Source organism: Enterobacter cloacae complex sp. HYC042_NIDB (assembly GCF_056673315.1).
In genome coordinates this window covers 2,092,907-2,108,464 of sequence record NZ_CP109650.1, presented here as the reverse complement: position 1 = coordinate 2,108,464, position 15,558 = coordinate 2,092,907, and the positions used below count along the sequence as shown (strand labels likewise).

Sequence of the window (15,558 nt, the reverse complement as noted above, 5' to 3'; positions counted from 1 at the left end):
TGATGGCTGGACTCTTTGAAAGGGCACGATAATATGGCGTTTTTCGCTATCAAGTATTGACGACCATGCTAAAAACAGTCGATGTCGTTGCGGCTATCATCGAAAAAGACGACAAAATTTTACTGGCGCAGCGCCCTGCTCACGCCGACCAGCCGGGAATGTGGGAGTTCGCTGGCGGCAAAGTGGAGGCCGGAGAAACCCAGCCTGAGGCGCTTATCCGCGAGCTGCGTGAAGAGCTGGGTATCGAGGCTCAGCCTGAGCAGTACGTGGCGAGCCATCAGCGCGAGGTATCACAGCGGTTAATCAACCTGCACGCCTGGCACGTACCCCGCTTCAGCGGAGAGTTAACGGCGCACTACCACAGCGCGCTGGCGTGGTGTACGCCGGAAGAGGCTTTCAGTTATGCGTTAGCTCCGGCGGATATTCCGCTGCTGGAGGCGTTTATTCTTTTACGCGACGCCAGACCAGCGGATTCGTGCTGATGGTACGTTCATCGCGCTGGCACTGCAGCAGCACGCCATCCGCCTTCACGACGGCCCCTTCAGAATAGTTTTGATCCTGGTAGATGCAGCACTGGTTACACGGCTGCGCGCGCTGGCCGCTGGAGCTAAACACCTCCGGCGGCACGTTCACTTCTACATCCGGGCGAATGCGGTCAGCCTGCGCGCCTGCGGTCAACATCAATGATAACGCGGCCATCACGTAACGGTTCATAGACTTCTCTTCCTGTTGTGTCCTGATAATGACTATAACGGTAAATCGGGCAGAATCTTTAATTTAGCGCGCCATCGCTTTTTGTTATGACGCGGCCCGGGTCATTAATTTCCCTTTCGGTCCACATTTCTGCTTGCTTCACAAAGCGGTACGGGTGGTATAGTCAAAAAAACAACACAAATCGCATAAGCAACATACATTAATGACTATAAGAGGTTCTTATATCTATGGATCAGACACGCTCTCTGGAAAGTTTCCTTGCCTATGTTCAGCAGCGCGACCCGCATCAAAGCGAATTTGCTCAGGCCGTTCGTGAAGTAATGACTACCCTCTGGCCGTTCCTTGAAGAAAACCCGCGCTATCGTCAACTGTCGCTGCTGGAACGTCTGGTTGAACCAGAGCGTGTGATCCAGTTCCGCGTGACCTGGGTGGATGACCGCAACCAGGTACAGGTCAACCGCGCCTGGCGCGTGCAGTTTAACTCCGCCATCGGTCCGTTTAAGGGCGGCATGCGCTTCCACCCTTCCGTGAACCTGTCGATTCTGAAATTCCTTGGCTTTGAGCAGACGTTTAAAAACGCACTCACCACCCTGCCAATGGGCGGCGGTAAAGGCGGGAGCGATTTCGACCCGAAAGGCAAAAGCGAAGGCGAAGTGATGCGTTTCTGTCAGGCGCTAATGACCGAGCTCTACCGCCACCTCGGCCCGGACACCGACGTACCGGCGGGGGATATCGGCGTGGGGGCCCGCGAAGTGGGCTTTATGGCCGGGATGATGAAAAAACTCTCCAACAACAGCGCCTGCGTCTTTACCGGCAAAGGGTTATCGTTTGGCGGCAGCCTGATCCGCCCGGAGGCGACCGGCTACGGCCTGGTTTACTTCACCGAGGCAATGCTCAAGCGTCACGGCTTAGGTTTCGAGGGGATGCGCGTGGCGGTCTCCGGCTCCGGTAACGTGGCGCAGTACGCTATCGAAAAAGCGATGCAGTTTGGTGCCCGCGTGGTGACGGCCTCCGACTCTAAAGGCACGGTAGTGGACGAAGCGGGCTTTACGGCGGAGAAGCTGGCGCGCCTGTGCGAAATCAAAGCCAGCCGCGATGGCCGACTTGCCGATTATGCCGCGGAGTTTGGCCTGACGTATCTGGAAGGCAAACAGCCGTGGGGCGTGCCGGTGGATATCGCCCTGCCGTGCGCCACGCAAAACGAACTGGACGCGGACGCCGCGCGCACGCTGATTAGCAACGGCGTGAAGGCGGTAGCGGAAGGGGCGAATATGCCGACCACTATCGAGGCGACGGATCTGTTCCTGGAGGCGGGCGTGCTGTTTGCGCCAGGCAAGGCGGCGAACGCGGGCGGCGTGGCGACCTCCGGCCTGGAGATGGCGCAAAACGCGGCGCGGCTCGGCTGGAAGGCGGAGAAAGTGGATGCCCGTTTACACCACATCATGCTGGATATTCACCATGCCTGCGTCGAGTACGGCGGCGAGGCATCGCAAACCAACTACGTGCGCGGGGCGAATATCGCCGGGTTCGTGAAGGTGGCGGATGCGATGATTGGGCAGGGTGTAATTTAAGGTTTATATCGTGCGGCCGGGTGCCCTTACCCAGGCCCTCTCCCACAGGGCTGAGGGTTCCCCAGAAAAATGAAAAGCACGATGAAGTGTGATCTACTGGTTGCGCTAACAAATCAGAAGAGACCTCATCGTGCCTTTACAGACAGTCTGCCAGAAATTTTTCTCCGCGTCTTTATCTGACATTCACAGCTTCCGGGTTAATGTCCTTGTTTCCATGGCCGTCGCGCTCACCCACGGCGCATCCCTGACCCTGACCAGCCTGGGGCGAACCCTTCCCGGCAGGGCGCACGTCAAAAATAAAATTAAACGTGTTGACCGTGCCCTGGGTAATGCCGCCCTTCACCGTGATATTCCCCGCATTCAGCACCTGCTCACACATACCATCACCTCCCTGATGCCCTTCTGCGTTATCGCTGTCGACTGGACCGGCTGGCATGACAGGAACTGGCATCTTCTGCGGGCAAGCCTGGTCTGTAATGGTCGTTCACTTCCGCTTATGAGTGAGGTTGTCCCCGCAGAGCTGGCGCAGAACAGTGATGTCCAGTGCCGCTTCCTTGACCGCCTGCATGCTGCCATCCCGAAAGATAAAGCCATTACCATCCTTACGGATGCCGGCTTTCGGACAGACTGGTTCCGGCATGTAAGTCAGCTGGGCTGGAGCTTCACTGGCAGAGTCAGGGGCTGTATCAGCTTCCGGCTGGACGGAGATAAAAAGTGGATGAAAATCAGCGAGCTTGAGGCTACCGGGCAACCGGTCTGCGTGGGTTACGGTGTCCTGTCCCGTAAACACCGTATCCCCTGTTACGGCCGGTTTTATCTGCACAAACGCCCGGAGGCAGGGCGTCGCGGAAAGGGAGGCATGCCAAAAACACAGCGGGAACACCGCAGCAGTGCGCGGGAGCCCTGGCTGCTGTTCAGTAATGCAGAAGGGCTGGAACCGCACCAGATAATGGCCCTGTACAGCCGACGAATGCAGATAGAACAAAACTTCCGGGACGACAAAAGCCCACGCTTCGGGTTCGGTCTGAGGCTGAGCCGGAGCCAGGGAAAAGGGCGACTGGAAGTGCTGAATATGGTCGCGGCGATGGCAAGTCTGGTGATGTGGCTGGCAGGTTACAGGGCAGAAAGGCAGTGTTTACACTGGCATTATCAGGCAAGCAGTATCAGGCACAGGCGGGTGCTGTCTTACCTGAGTCTGGCAGAAGAAGTGCTCCGGCATGAACCTGGAAAAGTGAGGCGGCTGAATATAGGTAACGAGATGAAAAAGCTGGGAAAAGAGTACAGTAATATGGTCATGGAGGCATGACCATATTACTGGGGATCCCTCAGCCCACAGGGAGAGGGAGAAAACCGGGCGTATCAAGCCGCGCTCTTTTTCTTTTTGAACGGTTTCTTCGCGCCACCACCGGGTGCAACCATGCCTCTGAACCGCTTCACCGGCGTGCTGCGCGCCTGATCGATCAGCTGGTAAAGCGTCCCCACCAGCGGCTGCATAAAGTCCTGATAGCGGCACTGCTTTTCGCTGATTTGCGTCAGCACGGATTCCCAGTGCGCGGTCATGTCCGGCCTTGCGGCCAGCTCCGGCAGAGAGTGTATGAGCGCCCGGCCCGGTTCCGTTGAGTGGATGTAGCGCCCCTTTTTCTCAAGAAAACCTCGCTTAAAGAGCAGCTCGATGATCCCCGCGCGGGTTGCTTCCGTACCCAGTCCATCGGTGGCGCGCAGGATCTTCTTCAGATCTTTATCCTGCACAAAGCGGGCGATCCCGGTCATGGCCGACAGCAGCGTCGCATCGGTGAAGTGGCGCGGCGGCTGGGTCTGACGTTCAACCACTTCGCCCTTCTCGCACAGCAGTTCGTCATCTTTAGCGACCACCGGCAGCGGCGTGCCGTCGTTCTCCTCATCGCGCTCTTTGTTACCGAGGAGCGTGCGCCAGCCCGCTTCCGCGAGGAAACGCGCTTTAGCGATAAACTTGCCTTTGGCAATTTCCAGCTCGATGACGCACTTGCGGAACACCGCGTCCGGGCAGAACTGCATCAGGTACTGACGGGCGATCAGGTTATAGACCTTCGCTTCGTTGTCGGTCAGGTTGACGCTGCTGGCGCGCGCCGTCGGGATAATCGCGTGGTGGGCATCGACCTTTTTGTCATCCCAGCAGCGGTTATGGGTGTCCGGGTTAACGACGGACTGCGGGAGCAGATCCGGCGCGTGGACGCCGATGGCATTCATCACCGAGTGGCGTCCGGCAAAGTGCTCTTCCGGCAGATAGCGGCTGTCCGAACGCGGGTAGGTGATCAGCTTGTGGGTTTCGTAGAGTTTCTGGCAGATATCCAGCACGTTCTGCGCGCTGAGGCCAAAGCGCTTCGCGGCCTCAATCTGCAGAGCAGAAAGGGAGAACGGCAGCGGCGCGGGTTCTGATTCCCGTTTATCGTTATAGCTGGTAACGATGGCCGGCTGGCCGGTAATGCGGTTAACCACATGCTCCGCCAGCGGACGATGCAGCAAACGCCCCTCTTCATCCTGGTACGACTCGCAGGCGTCGCTCGGCTGCCAGACGGCGGTAAAGCGCTCGTCTTTAGGCGTGACGATATGCGCTTTCACTTCAAAGAAATCTTTGGCGACGAAGTTCTCGATCTCTTCGTCGCGACGCACCACCAGCCCCAGCACCGGCGTCTGCACGCGGCCCACGGAGAGTACGCCCTGATAGCCCGCGTTGCGCCCGAGGATGGTGTAGGCGCGGGTCATGTTGATGCCGTACAGCCAGTCCGCTCGGGCGCGCGCTAAAGCAGAGACGCACAGCGGAATAAACTCGCTGTTGGAACGCAGGCGCGAGATCGCCCGCTCAACGGCCTGCGGGTTGAGGTCGTTGATCAGGCAGCGCTGCACCTGCTGGCGCTTTTCCGGCGCCAGCTCAAGATAGTCCAGCACTTCGTCCACCAGCAGCTGCCCTTCTCTGTCCGGGTCACCTGCGTGGACCACCTCCGTTGCCTCATGCAGGAAGCGCTTGATGACGTTGAGCTGTTTGGTGACGGACGGACGAGGCTGAAGACGCCACTTTTCCGGCACGATGGGCAGGTCCTTGAGGTTCCAGCGGGCGTAGCGGCTGTCGTAGACGTCCGGCTGCGCCTGTTCAAGCAGGTGGCCGATACACCAGGTGACCACCTGCCCGTTACCGCATTCGATAAAGCCGTCGCCTTTGCGATGCGGTTTAGGCAGCACGTCGGCGATGGCACGGGCCAGGCTCGGCTTTTCGGCAATAAACAACCGCATCGAATTAACGGATCTCAATCATCGGTCGGCCGCCGCGGGCGGTCACCAGTTCGCCGATCGCCGTCAGGGTGATGCCAAACTCGGCGGCGGTTGCCTGAACCTCGGCTTCGGATTCCGGCGTGACGGCCAGCAGCAGGCCGCCGGAGGTTTGCGGATCGCACAGCAGGTTGCGCCACGCCTCAGGCATTTCGCCCATCAGGTGACCGTAGCTGGCGAAGTTGCGCTGGGTACCGCCCGGAACCGCGCCCTGGGCAATGTACTCTTCCACGCCAGGCAGCTTCGGCACGTCCTGATACCAGACCTGCGCCTGCACGCCCGCCCCCTGACACACTTCAGAGAGGTGCCCCAGCAGGCCAAAACCGGTGACGTCGGTCATCGCCTTTACGCCGTCGATATTGGCGAACGCCGCGCCGGCGAGGTTCATCTGGCACATGACTTCCGTCGCCAGACCTTTGTGCTCCGGTTTGAGCAGGGATTTTTTCTCAGCGGTGGTGAGCACGCCAATGCCCAGCGGCTTGGTGAGGAACAGCTTGCAGCCCGCCTGCGCGGTGCTGTTGCGCTTCACGCGCTCGGTCGGCACCACGCCGGTAACGGCCAGGCCGAAGATCGGCTCTGGCGCATCAATCGAGTGGCCGCCGGCAAGCGCAATCCCCGCCTGCTGGCAGGCGAAACGCCCGCCATCAATCACCTCGCGGGCGATTTCCGGTGGAATGGTGTTGATCGGCCAGCCCAGAATGGCGATGGCCATGATCGGCTTACCACCCATGGCGAAGATATCGCTGATGGCGTTGGTGGCCGCGATGCGCCCGAAGTCGAACGGGTTATCAACAATCGGCATAAAGAAGTCAGTGGTGCTGATAATGCTGGTGCCGTTACCTAAGTCATAAACCGCCGCATCGTCACGCGTTTCGTTGCCGACAAGCAGGTTCGGGTCGACAAACTTCGCCTGTTCACTGTGCAGAATGGTCTCCAGCACTTTCGGGGAAATTTTACAACCGCAACCGGCTCCGTGGCTGTACTGCGTTAAACGAATGGTTTGCTCGCTCATGGACGTCTCCTGTCATCTCAATCGCGCTATGGTAGCGCTCATTCCATAAAGAGGTAAGTATGACTGTCTGAATTCTGCGGCGGATGCTCAGAATCCAGACAGTTTAGCGCGTGTAATTAAAAACGGCTGACGAAAGGCGTGGTGTCCGGCACGCTAATGGTGCTGGAGGCTTTAAGCTGCGGGGTGCCGAGGTAAAGGAAACCGACAATTTTGTCGTGCTCACCGCAGGAGAATCCTGCCCGCACTGCGGCGCTCTCGGTCAGCGGCCCGGTGCGCCAGATACCGTTAAAACCCTGCGCAACGGCGGCCATCTGCATCGCCATCACTGCACAGCCGGCAGACATTTCCTGCTCCCAGACCGGCACCTTATGGTCGGCCTGGCATTTCGCCACGACAGCGATAATCATCGGGGCGCGGAACGGCGCGTTACGCGCCTTGTCGATACCTTTCTCATCCTGCCCGGCGGCAACCGCCCCCTGCTCCAGCAGCTGACTGAAGCGATCGCGGCCTTCGCCTTCAATCACAAAGAAGTGCCACGGCTGCAGCGTGCCATGATCCGGCGCACGCATGCCGGCACGCAGAATGTTTTCCAGCTGCTCGCCCGCAGGGGCGGGTTCGGCCAGACGTGACGCGCTACGACGGTTAACAAGCAGTTCGAGTGCATCCATTGGTTAACTCCTTTCTTGAAATTTACTCACAAAATTAACACGACGGCAGATTTTGTTACAGCCTGGCAGGCGATTCCTGCTGACAAGTGGCGGTTGGGTCATTACGATAACCCAACATTACCGTCCAGTGGCGACGGAAACAGTCATTTTCTGGTTAGGGAGAATACATGCGAACCCTTTGGCGAATCTTTGCCGGTTTCTTTAAATGGACGTGGCGACTGCTCAACTTCGTCCGCAACCTGGTGATGAACATCTTCTTCATCCTGCTGGTTCTGGTTTGCGCGGGCATCTGGATGCATATCAGCAACGCGAATCAGGCGCAGCATTCGACTCGTGGGGCCCTGTTACTCGATATCACCGGCGTGATCGTTGATAAACCGTCCACCAGCAATCGTCTGGGGGTGATCGGCCGCCAGCTGTTTGGCGCGACGTCAGACCGCCTGCAGGAGAACTCCCTGTTCGATATCGTCGATACTATCCGTCAGGCCAAAGACGACCGAAACATCACCGGGATCGTGCTGGATCTGAAAGATTTTGCCGGCGGCGACCAGCCTTCTATGCAGTACATCGGTAAAGCGCTGCGCGAATTCCGCGACAGCGGCAAGCCGGTGATTGCCGTGGGCGACAGCTACAGCCAGGGGCAATATTATCTGGCAAGCTTCGCCAATAAGATCTGGCTTTCGCCACAGGGAACGGTCGATCTGCACGGTTTTGCCACCAACGGCCTGTACTACAAATCGCTGCTCGACAAGCTGAAGGTAACCACCCACGTCTTCCGCGTCGGCACCTATAAATCTGCCGTGGAGCCGTTTATCCGCGACGATATGTCCCCTGCCGCCCGTGAAGCGGACAGCCGCTGGATTGGCGAGCTGTGGCAGAACTATCTGGGTACCGTTGCCGCTAACCGTCAAATTACCGCTGAGCAGGTGTTCCCTGGCGCTCGCGGCGTGCTGGATGGACTGCGCAAGGTCGACGGTGATACCGCGAAATATGCGCTCGACAACAAGCTGGTTGACGCGCTGGGCACCAGTGCAGATATCGAAAAAGCCCTGACCAAACAGTTTGGCTGGAGCAAAGAGGACAAAAACTACAGCGCCATCAGCATGTATGACTATGCTGCGAAAAAGCCGGACGACAGCGGCGACAGCGTAGCCGTGGTGTTTGCTAACGGCGCTATCATGGACGGTCAGGAAACCCCGGGGAACGTCGGCGGTGATACTACCGCGTCGCAAATCCGCGATGCACGCCTTGACCCGAAAGTGAAAGCGATTGTCCTGCGGGTGAACAGCCCTGGCGGCAGCGTTAGCGCTTCCGAAGTGATCCGCGCCGAGCTGGCCGCAGCGCGTGCCGCTGGCAAGCCGATCGTCGTATCCATGGGCGGCATGGCCGCGTCTGGTGGGTACTGGATCTCCACGCCTGCCAACTATATTGTGGCGAACCCAAGCACGCTGACCGGCTCGATTGGCATCTTCGGGGTGATTAACACCGTGGAAAACAGCCTGGATTATCTGGGCGTGCATACCGATGGTGTTTCCACGTCGCCGCTGGCGGATGTGTCGATGACCAAATCTCTGCCGCCGGAAGTTTCAGAGATGATGCAGCTGAGCATTGAGAACGGCTATAAACGCTTTATCACGCTGGTTGCCGACTCGCGTAAGAAGACGCCGGAACAGATCGACCAGATTGCTCAGGGCCACGTCTGGACCGGACAGGATGCGAAGAGTAACGGTCTGGTCGACAGCCTGGGCGACTTCGACGACGCGGTGAAGAAAGCCGCCGAACTGGCGAAGCTCAAGCAGTGGCACGTTGAGTATTATCAGGACGAACCGTCGTTCTTCGATATGGTGATGGACAGCATGTCCGTCTCCGTACGCGCCATGCTGCCGGAGGCGCTGCAGGCGTACCTGCCGGCCCCGGTGACCACGGCTGCGAAAGCGATGAAGGCGGAAAGCGATAAGCTTGCGGCCTTTAACGATCCACAAAGTCGTTACGCGTTTTGCCTGACCTGCGCGAACGTCCGTTAAAAACCGTCCCCTCTTCCCGTGAAGAGGGGATTTTTTTCTTTTGAAGAACAAGAACTCACTACCATGCAGAAGAAATCGATTTATGTAGCCTACACTGGCGGTACCATCGGTATGCAGCGCTCTGAAAATGGCTATATCCCCGTCTCCGGCCATCTGCAGCGTCAGCTTGCGCTGATGCCTGAATTCCACCGTCCGGAAATGCCTGACTTCACCATCCACGAATACGAGCCGCTGATGGACTCCTCCGACATGACGCCGGAAGACTGGCAGCACATCGCGGATGACATTAAAGCCCATTACGACCAGTACGACGGCTTCGTGATCCTGCACGGCACCGACACCATGGCGTTTACCGCTTCGGCGCTCTCCTTCATGCTGGAGAACCTGAGCAAGCCGGTGATCGTCACCGGGTCGCAAATACCGCTGGCGGAGCTGCGCTCGGACGGGCAGATCAACCTGCTGAACTCCCTGTACGTGGCGGCGAATTACCCGATCAACGAAGTGTCGCTGTTTTTTAACAATCGCCTGTATCGCGGCAACCGCACCACGAAAGCCCATGCCGACGGTTTTGATGCCTTTGCCTCCCCTAACCTGCAGCCGCTGCTGGAAGCGGGTATTCATATCCGTCGTCTGGGAACGCCTCCGGCACCGAACACCGCCGGCGAGCTGATTGTGCATCCGATTACCCCGCAGCCGATTGGCGTGGTCACCATTTATCCGGGCATCTCCGCGGACGTGGTGCGCAACTTCCTTCGCCAGCCGGTGAAAGCGCTGATCCTCCGTTCCTATGGCGTCGGCAACGCTCCGCAGAACGGCGAATTTCTGAAGGAGCTTCAGGAAGCCAGCGAGCGCGGAATTGTGGTGGTAAACCTGACCCAGTGCATGTCTGGCAAGGTCAATATGGGCGGTTATGCCACTGGCAACGCGCTGGCGCACGCGGGGGTGATCAGCGGCTTCGATATGACCGTTGAGGCGACGCTGACTAAACTTCACTATTTACTGAGTCAGGATCTGGACATTCAGTCCATTCGCCGCGCAATGATGCAAAACCTGCGTGGCGAGCTGACCCCGGACGAATAAGGAGCTCTCATGAAGCAACGCGCCCTGCTACTGGTCGATTTGCAAAATGATTTCTGCGCGGGCGGCGCGCTGGCCGTCGCCGAAGGTGACAGCACCGTTGACGTGGCAAATACCCTGATTGACTGGTGCAAAGCCCGCGGTGAAGCGGTTGTCGCCAGCCAGGACTGGCACCCGGCGAACCACGGCAGCTTTGCCAGCCAGCACAACGTTGAGCCTTTCACCCAGGGTGAACTCGACGGTCTGGCGCAAACCTTCTGGCCGGATCACTGCGTACAGCAGACCGAAGGAGCGGAGCTACACCCGCTCCTGAATCAGAAGGCCATCGACGCGGTGTTCCATAAAGGTGAAAACCCGGCTATCGACAGCTACAGCGCATTTTTCGATAACGGGCATCGCCAGAAGACGGCGCTGGACGCGTGGTTACGTCACCATGAAATCACGGAGCTGATCGTGCTGGGTCTGGCGACGGATTACTGCGTGAAGTTTACCGTGCTGGACGCGCTCCAGCTGGGTTATACCGTTAGCGTCATCACCGACAGCTGCCGTGGGGTGAACATCCAACCACAGGACAGCGCCCAGGCGTTTATGGATATGGCCGCCGAAGGTGCCACGCTGTATACGCTGGCAGACTGGCTGGAAACGCAGGCGTAGCCTTTTAAGCCGGGTGGCGCTGACGCTTACCCGGCAAAACCCCTCCCCAATCCCCATAAAGTGAACTCCCTCGCATCCTCAGCGAAGCGGCAATGCTATTCTCTTCAGGCTGTTTTTTCGCCACGCCTTTTCTGTGGCGTGGTTATTTTTATTAAGTCAAAGAGGAACTTGTATGAAACGTTTGCCCCTGCTGGCAGCATTACCCTTGCTTTGCGCGTCGCTTGCTTCCGCCGCACCTCTGATGTCCGTGGGCTACTTTAACGGGGGTGGCGACGTCACCGCCGGACCGGGTGGCGATATCAATAAACTGGACGTTCGTCAGATCACCCATCTGAACTACTCGTTTGGGCTTGTTTATAACAACGAGAAAGACGAGACCAACCCCGCGCTGAAAGATCCGGCGAAGCTGCATCAAATCTGGCTGTCGCCAAAAGTGGCGTCCGATCTGGCCCTTATCCCGACCCTGCGTAAACAAAACCCGAACCTGAAAGTCCTGCTCTCCGTTGGCGGCTGGGGCGCGCGCGGTTTCTCTGGCGCAGCGGCAACCCAGGAGAGTCGCGCGGTGTTTATCCGCTCCGCGAAGGAAATTGTTGAGAAATACGGTCTGGACGGGATCGATCTCGACTGGGAATATCCGGTCAACGGCGCGTGGGGGCTGGTTGCAAGCCAGCCCGCCGACAGGGAAAACTTCACCGCCCTGCTGAAAGAGATGCGCGACGCGTTCGGGCAGAAAAAGCTGGTGACCATTGCGGTGGGCGCGAATGCGGAAAGTCCGAAAAGCTGGGTGGATGTCAAAGCCATCGCCCCGCTCCTCGACTACATCAACCTGATGACCTACGACATGGCGTACGGGACACAGTACTTCAACGCGAACCTGTATGACTCCAGCGCCTGGCCAACGGTGGCTGCCGCCGACAAATACAGCGTCGATTTTGTGGTGAACAACTATCTGGCCGCCGGACTTAAGCCGAAGCAGATGAACCTCGGGATCGGTTTTTACGGCCGCGTACCGAAACGTGCGGTTGAACCGGGCATTGACTGGAGCAAGCCGGACGCGCAAAAAAATCCGGTCACACAGCCCTACTTTGGACCGCAGGAGATCGCCCTGTTTAAGTCGCTCGGCTATGACCTGGCTAAAGATACCTACGTGAAGTACAACGATATCGTGAAGAAGCTGCTGAACGATCCGCAGAAACGTTTTACCGAGCACTGGGACGACCGGGCGAAGGTACCGTGGCTCTCGGTAAAGGGTGCCGATGGCAACGCGCTGTTTGCGATTTCGTATGAGAATCCGCGTTCTGTCGCGATCAAGGCGGACTACATCAAAGAGAAAGGTCTCGCCGGGGCGATGTTCTGGGAGTACGGAGCGGACGACAATAATCAGTTAGCGAAACAGCTGGCGGAGTCGCTCGGGATCCCGCATAAGTAGTAAGACACCAGGCCCTCTCCCACAGAGAGAGGGCCTGGTGAGAGCATCAACCCGCACCGTTATTGCATTTTGATCGTCGCAATCGGCTTCGGCGTGATGCCAAAATCTTCCTTCAGCTCGCGCTTGCTCTTCATCACCATCTGACCGTTAGTGTCGATAGTCATGTGTTGCGCATCGGTGTTATTGCGCGCCTGCCACAGCATCACCAGCTGCAAACTGTTCTCTTTTTGCTCAGGCGTGAGCGCCACACCGTCCGGCCATTTTCCCAGCTCAACGGCGGTCACCAGACGCTGATAAACTTCCGGGGTCATCCCGTTAATCATGTCCTCAATATTCACGATCTCTCCCTTTCAAAGGAATAATTTGCTGAATCGTTTTTTCAACCCTTAATCTGGTCGCCGTTTTCATCATCGGTGAAGCTCATTGAGGCTGAATTCACGCAGAAACGCTCACCCGTTGGCTGAGGACCATCCGGGAAGACGTGCCCCAGGTGCGCGTCGCAGTTACCGCAGCGAATTTCCGTGCGCACCATACCGTGCGACGAGTCGGTCAGATAGCGGATTGCGTCATCGCTCACCGGCTCGTAAAAGCTCGGCCAGCCGCAGCCGGAGTCGTATTTCGTTTGTGAATTGAACAGCGGGGCATCGCAGACCAGACAGTGATAGACGCCGTCTCGCTTGTTGTGCAGTAATCGCCCGGTAAATGGCGGCTCCGTGCCGTGATTCTGGGTCACGTAAAACTGCATTTCGGTGAGGTTTTTTTTCAGATCGTCAGGGTTATGTTGGTTCGACATATGCTTACATCTCGCTGTAGAAACAGACATCTTTTAACCCGGATTCTAACAAAACATTAACACCCTTGCGTGCACTTTTGTTCTAAACTTATGTGTCGCGAAAAGGCGGTCAGGCAATTGTGATCACGTTCACATTTTTATCCTGCGAGGACTTTAAAATTCCGGGCGCAGCCCCCATGTGGTTGCAAGCTCAAAGGGAAAGTGAGGCGAGTCAGTCGCACAAACGTTAGTCACAGGATTGATTTGTCGCAATGATTGACACGATTCCGCTTGACGCTGCGTAAGGTTTTTGTAATTTTACAGGCAACCTTTTATTCACTAACAAATAGCTGGTGGAATATATGACTATCAAAGTAGGTATCAACGGTTTTGGCCGTATCGGCCGTATTGTTTTCCGTGCTGCTCAGAAACGTTCTGACATCGAAATCGTTGGTATCAACGATCTCCTGGACGCTGAATACATGGCGTACATGCTGAAGTACGACTCAACTCACGGTCGTTTCGACGGCACCGTTGAAGTGAAAGACGGCCACCTGGTTGTTAACGGCAAAACCATCCGCGTTACTGCTGAGAAAGACCCAGCTAACCTGAAATGGAACGAAATCGGTGTTGACGTTGTTGCTGAAGCAACCGGTATCTTCCTGACCGACGAAACTGCACGTAAACACATCACTGCGGGTGCGAAGAAAGTTGTTCTGACTGGTCCTTCCAAAGACAACACCCCAATGTTCGTTCGCGGTGCAAACTTCGAAACTTACGCTGGCCAGGACATCGTTTCTAACGCATCCTGCACCACCAACTGCCTGGCACCGCTGGCTAAAGTGATCAACGACAACTTCGGCATCATCGAAGGTCTGATGACTACCGTTCACGCGACCACCGCTACTCAAAAAACCGTTGACGGCCCGTCTCACAAAGACTGGCGCGGCGGCCGTGGCGCGGCTCAGAACATCATCCCATCCTCTACCGGTGCTGCTAAAGCTGTAGGTAAAGTACTGCCAGAACTGAATGGCAAACTGACTGGTATGGCGTTCCGCGTTCCAACTCCTAACGTATCCGTTGTTGACCTGACCGTTCGTCTGGAAAAAGCTGCTTCTTATGAAGAAATTAAGAAAGCAATCAAAGCTGCTTCCGAAGGCCCAATGAAAGGCGTTCTGGGTTACACCGAAGACGACGTTGTATCTACCGATTTCAACGGCGAAGTGTGCACTTCCGTGTTCGATGCTAAAGCAGGTATCGCACTGAACGACAACTTCGTGAAACTGGTTTCCTGGTACGACAACGAAACCGGCTACTCTAACAAAGTACTGGACCTGATCGCTCACATCTCCAAATAAGTTGAGATGAGTGATTGATCCAAAAAGGCGACTTCGGTCGCCTTTTTTATTGTTTTTTAGACAGAGGATTGCTTAATGATAAATAAAATTTTTGCACTTCCGGTAGTCGAACAACTTACCCCTGTGCTCTCCCGCCGTCAGATTGACGGTGCCGACGTTATCGTCGTTGACCACCCGCGCGTTAAAGCCTCCGTGGCGCTGAACGGCGCGCACCTGCTCTCCTGGAAACCGGAAGGCGAAGCGGAAGCGCTGTGGCTGAGTGACGCCACCTCGTTCAAAAAAGGGGATGCGATTCGCGGCGGCGTACCGATCTGCTGGCCGTGGTTTGGCCCGTCCGTACAGCCGGGTTTGCCTTCTCACGGTTTCGCCCGTAACCAGCAGTGGACGCTGAAAGCGCATAACGAAGATGACAACGGCGCAGTGCTGACCTTTGAGCTGCAGGCTAATGATGAAACCCGCGCCCTGTGGCCGCATGATTTCACCCTGTATGCCCGCTTCAAACTGGGTCAGAGCTGCGAGATTGAGCTGGAAGCCCACGGCGAGTTCGAGACCACCTCTGCCCTGCATACCTACTTCAACGTGGGTGACATCAATGCGGTGAAGGTGAGCGGCCTGGGCGATACCTTTATCGACAAAGTTGATAACGCGAAGGAAGGTAAGCTGAGCGACGGCGTTCAGACGTTCCCTGACCGTACTGACCGCGTCTATCTGCATCCGGAAGCGTGCAGCGTGATCCACGACGGTGCTCTGAACCGCGGCATTGAGGTGGTTCATCACCATCACAGCAACGTGGTGGGCTGGAACCCGGGGCCTGCACTCTCCATCAGCATGGCCGACATCCCTGATGACGGTTACAAAACGTTCGTCTGTGTGGAAACGGCCTGCGTAACCACCCCGCAGAAAGCGAGCGAGGAAAAGCCGTCTCGTTTAGGGCAGACAATTCGCATCGTTAAGCGATAAGGTCGCTGCACCACAC

Annotated in this window: 15 protein-coding genes; 9 read left to right on the top strand and 6 right to left on the bottom strand. The window is 57.1% G+C overall.

Annotated features, from left to right (window positions below; genetic code table 11):
- The first annotated feature begins 65 nt into the window (after positions 1-65).
- Entirely contained in the window at positions 66-482 is a 417-nt protein-coding gene (locus OKF39_RS10080; protein WP_063153846.1) for a pyrimidine (deoxy)nucleoside triphosphate diphosphatase, read from the top strand.
- On the opposite strand, the gene OKF39_RS10075 is transcribed toward OKF39_RS10080, so the two are convergent.
- Complete coding sequence (locus tag OKF39_RS10075; RefSeq protein ID WP_028012780.1) at positions 442-714, bottom strand: YnjH family protein; 273 nt, start codon at positions 712-714, stop codon at positions 442-444. The genes OKF39_RS10080 and OKF39_RS10075 overlap by 41 nt on opposite strands.
- Before the next feature lie 227 nt (positions 715-941).
- On the opposite strand from OKF39_RS10075, the gene gdhA reads away from it, so the two are divergent.
- Positions 942-2,285 carry an NADP-specific glutamate dehydrogenase gene (gene gdhA, locus OKF39_RS10070; protein WP_028012779.1) on the top strand — a complete coding sequence of 448 codons (1,344 nt, stop codon included), beginning with the start codon at positions 942-944 and terminating at the stop codon, positions 2,283-2,285.
- 130 nt (positions 2,286-2,415) lie between these two features.
- A complete protein-coding gene (locus OKF39_RS10065) occupies positions 2,416-3,591 on the top strand; it encodes an IS4 family transposase (protein ID WP_232929599.1) in 1,176 nt (391 codons plus the stop codon).
- Positions 3,592-3,644: 53 nt separating this feature from the next.
- Here the strand turns inward: OKF39_RS10065 and OKF39_RS10060 are convergent, their stop codons facing one another.
- From OKF39_RS10060 to OKF39_RS10050, 3 genes are all read right to left on the bottom strand, one after another.
- Positions 3,645-5,552 (bottom strand): DNA topoisomerase III, encoded by a 1,908-nt coding sequence (locus OKF39_RS10060; RefSeq protein ID WP_479983736.1) that lies wholly within the window; start codon positions 5,550-5,552, stop codon positions 3,645-3,647.
- 4 nt (positions 5,553-5,556) lie between these two features.
- The gene (selD, locus tag OKF39_RS10055) at positions 5,557-6,600 is read right to left on the bottom strand and encodes a selenide, water dikinase SelD (RefSeq protein WP_028012777.1); all 1,044 of its coding nucleotides are present in this window, start codon (positions 6,598-6,600) and stop codon (positions 5,557-5,559) included.
- 116 nt (positions 6,601-6,716) lie between these two features.
- Entirely contained in the window at positions 6,717-7,268 is a 552-nt protein-coding gene (locus tag OKF39_RS10050) for an NAD(P)H nitroreductase (RefSeq protein ID WP_045261605.1), read from the bottom strand.
- Between the two features lie 167 nt (positions 7,269-7,435).
- On the opposite strand from OKF39_RS10050, the gene sppA reads away from it, so the two are divergent.
- The 4 genes from sppA (at position 7,436) to chiD (ending at position 12,452) form a co-directional block, all read left to right on the top strand.
- Positions 7,436-9,292 (top strand): signal peptide peptidase SppA, encoded by a 1,857-nt coding sequence (gene sppA, locus OKF39_RS10045; protein WP_028012775.1) that lies wholly within the window; start codon positions 7,436-7,438, stop codon positions 9,290-9,292.
- A gap of 63 nt (positions 9,293-9,355) precedes the next feature.
- Positions 9,356-10,372 carry an asparaginase gene (gene ansA, locus OKF39_RS10040; protein WP_028012774.1) on the top strand — a complete coding sequence of 339 codons (1,017 nt, stop codon included), beginning with the start codon at positions 9,356-9,358 and terminating at the stop codon, positions 10,370-10,372.
- A 9-nt stretch (positions 10,373-10,381) separates the two neighbouring features.
- Entirely contained in the window at positions 10,382-11,023 is a 642-nt protein-coding gene (pncA, locus tag OKF39_RS10035) for a bifunctional nicotinamidase/pyrazinamidase (protein ID WP_479983735.1), read from the top strand.
- Between the two features lie 172 nt (positions 11,024-11,195).
- A complete protein-coding gene (chiD, locus tag OKF39_RS10030; RefSeq protein WP_479983734.1) occupies positions 11,196-12,452 on the top strand; it encodes a chitinase ChiD in 1,257 nt (418 codons plus the stop codon).
- A gap of 59 nt (positions 12,453-12,511) precedes the next feature.
- On the opposite strand, the gene OKF39_RS10025 is transcribed toward chiD, so the two are convergent.
- Both OKF39_RS10025 and msrB read right to left on the bottom strand, forming a co-directional pair.
- The gene (locus tag OKF39_RS10025; protein ID WP_028012771.1) at positions 12,512-12,790 is read right to left on the bottom strand and encodes a YeaC family protein; all 279 of its coding nucleotides are present in this window, start codon (positions 12,788-12,790) and stop codon (positions 12,512-12,514) included.
- A gap of 41 nt (positions 12,791-12,831) precedes the next feature.
- Positions 12,832-13,245: a peptide-methionine (R)-S-oxide reductase MsrB gene (gene msrB / locus OKF39_RS10020; protein WP_028012770.1), complete on the bottom strand. Its 414-nt coding sequence runs from the start codon at positions 13,243-13,245 to the stop codon at positions 12,832-12,834.
- 341 nt (positions 13,246-13,586) lie between these two features.
- On the opposite strand from msrB, the gene gapA reads away from it, so the two are divergent.
- Both gapA and OKF39_RS10010 read left to right on the top strand, forming a co-directional pair.
- A complete protein-coding gene (gene gapA / locus OKF39_RS10015) occupies positions 13,587-14,582 on the top strand; it encodes a glyceraldehyde-3-phosphate dehydrogenase (RefSeq protein ID WP_006809136.1) in 996 nt (331 codons plus the stop codon).
- 75 nt (positions 14,583-14,657) lie between these two features.
- The gene (locus tag OKF39_RS10010; protein WP_219258962.1) at positions 14,658-15,542 is read left to right on the top strand and encodes a D-hexose-6-phosphate mutarotase; all 885 of its coding nucleotides are present in this window, start codon (positions 14,658-14,660) and stop codon (positions 15,540-15,542) included.
- Positions 15,543-15,558: the final 16 nt, after the last annotated feature.

Excerpts from the sequence above, each read along its gene's own strand:
- OKF39_RS10080 (WP_063153846.1), top strand. The coding sequence starts at position 66 with ATGCTAAAAACAGTCGATGTCGTTGCGGCTATCATCGAAAAAGACGAC.
- OKF39_RS10075 (WP_028012780.1), bottom strand. The coding sequence starts at position 714 with ATGAACCGTTACGTGATGGCCGCGTTATCATTGATGTTGACCGCAGGC.
- gdhA (WP_028012779.1), top strand. The coding sequence starts at position 942 with ATGGATCAGACACGCTCTCTGGAAAGTTTCCTTGCCTATGTTCAGCAG.
- OKF39_RS10060 (WP_479983736.1), bottom strand. The coding sequence starts at position 5,552 with ATGCGGTTGTTTATTGCCGAAAAGCCGAGCCTGGCCCGTGCCATCGCC.
- selD (WP_028012777.1), bottom strand. The coding sequence starts at position 6,600 with ATGAGCGAGCAAACCATTCGTTTAACGCAGTACAGCCACGGAGCCGGT.
- OKF39_RS10050 (WP_045261605.1), bottom strand. The coding sequence starts at position 7,268 with ATGGATGCACTCGAACTGCTTGTTAACCGTCGTAGCGCGTCACGTCTG.
- sppA (WP_028012775.1), top strand. The coding sequence starts at position 7,436 with ATGCGAACCCTTTGGCGAATCTTTGCCGGTTTCTTTAAATGGACGTGG.
- ansA (WP_028012774.1), top strand. The coding sequence starts at position 9,356 with ATGCAGAAGAAATCGATTTATGTAGCCTACACTGGCGGTACCATCGGT.
- pncA (WP_479983735.1), top strand. The coding sequence starts at position 10,382 with ATGAAGCAACGCGCCCTGCTACTGGTCGATTTGCAAAATGATTTCTGC.
- chiD (WP_479983734.1), top strand. The coding sequence starts at position 11,196 with ATGAAACGTTTGCCCCTGCTGGCAGCATTACCCTTGCTTTGCGCGTCG.
- msrB (WP_028012770.1), bottom strand. The coding sequence starts at position 13,245 with ATGTCGAACCAACATAACCCTGACGATCTGAAAAAAAACCTCACCGAA.
- gapA (WP_006809136.1), top strand. The coding sequence starts at position 13,587 with ATGACTATCAAAGTAGGTATCAACGGTTTTGGCCGTATCGGCCGTATT.
- OKF39_RS10010 (WP_219258962.1), top strand. The coding sequence starts at position 14,658 with ATGATAAATAAAATTTTTGCACTTCCGGTAGTCGAACAACTTACCCCT.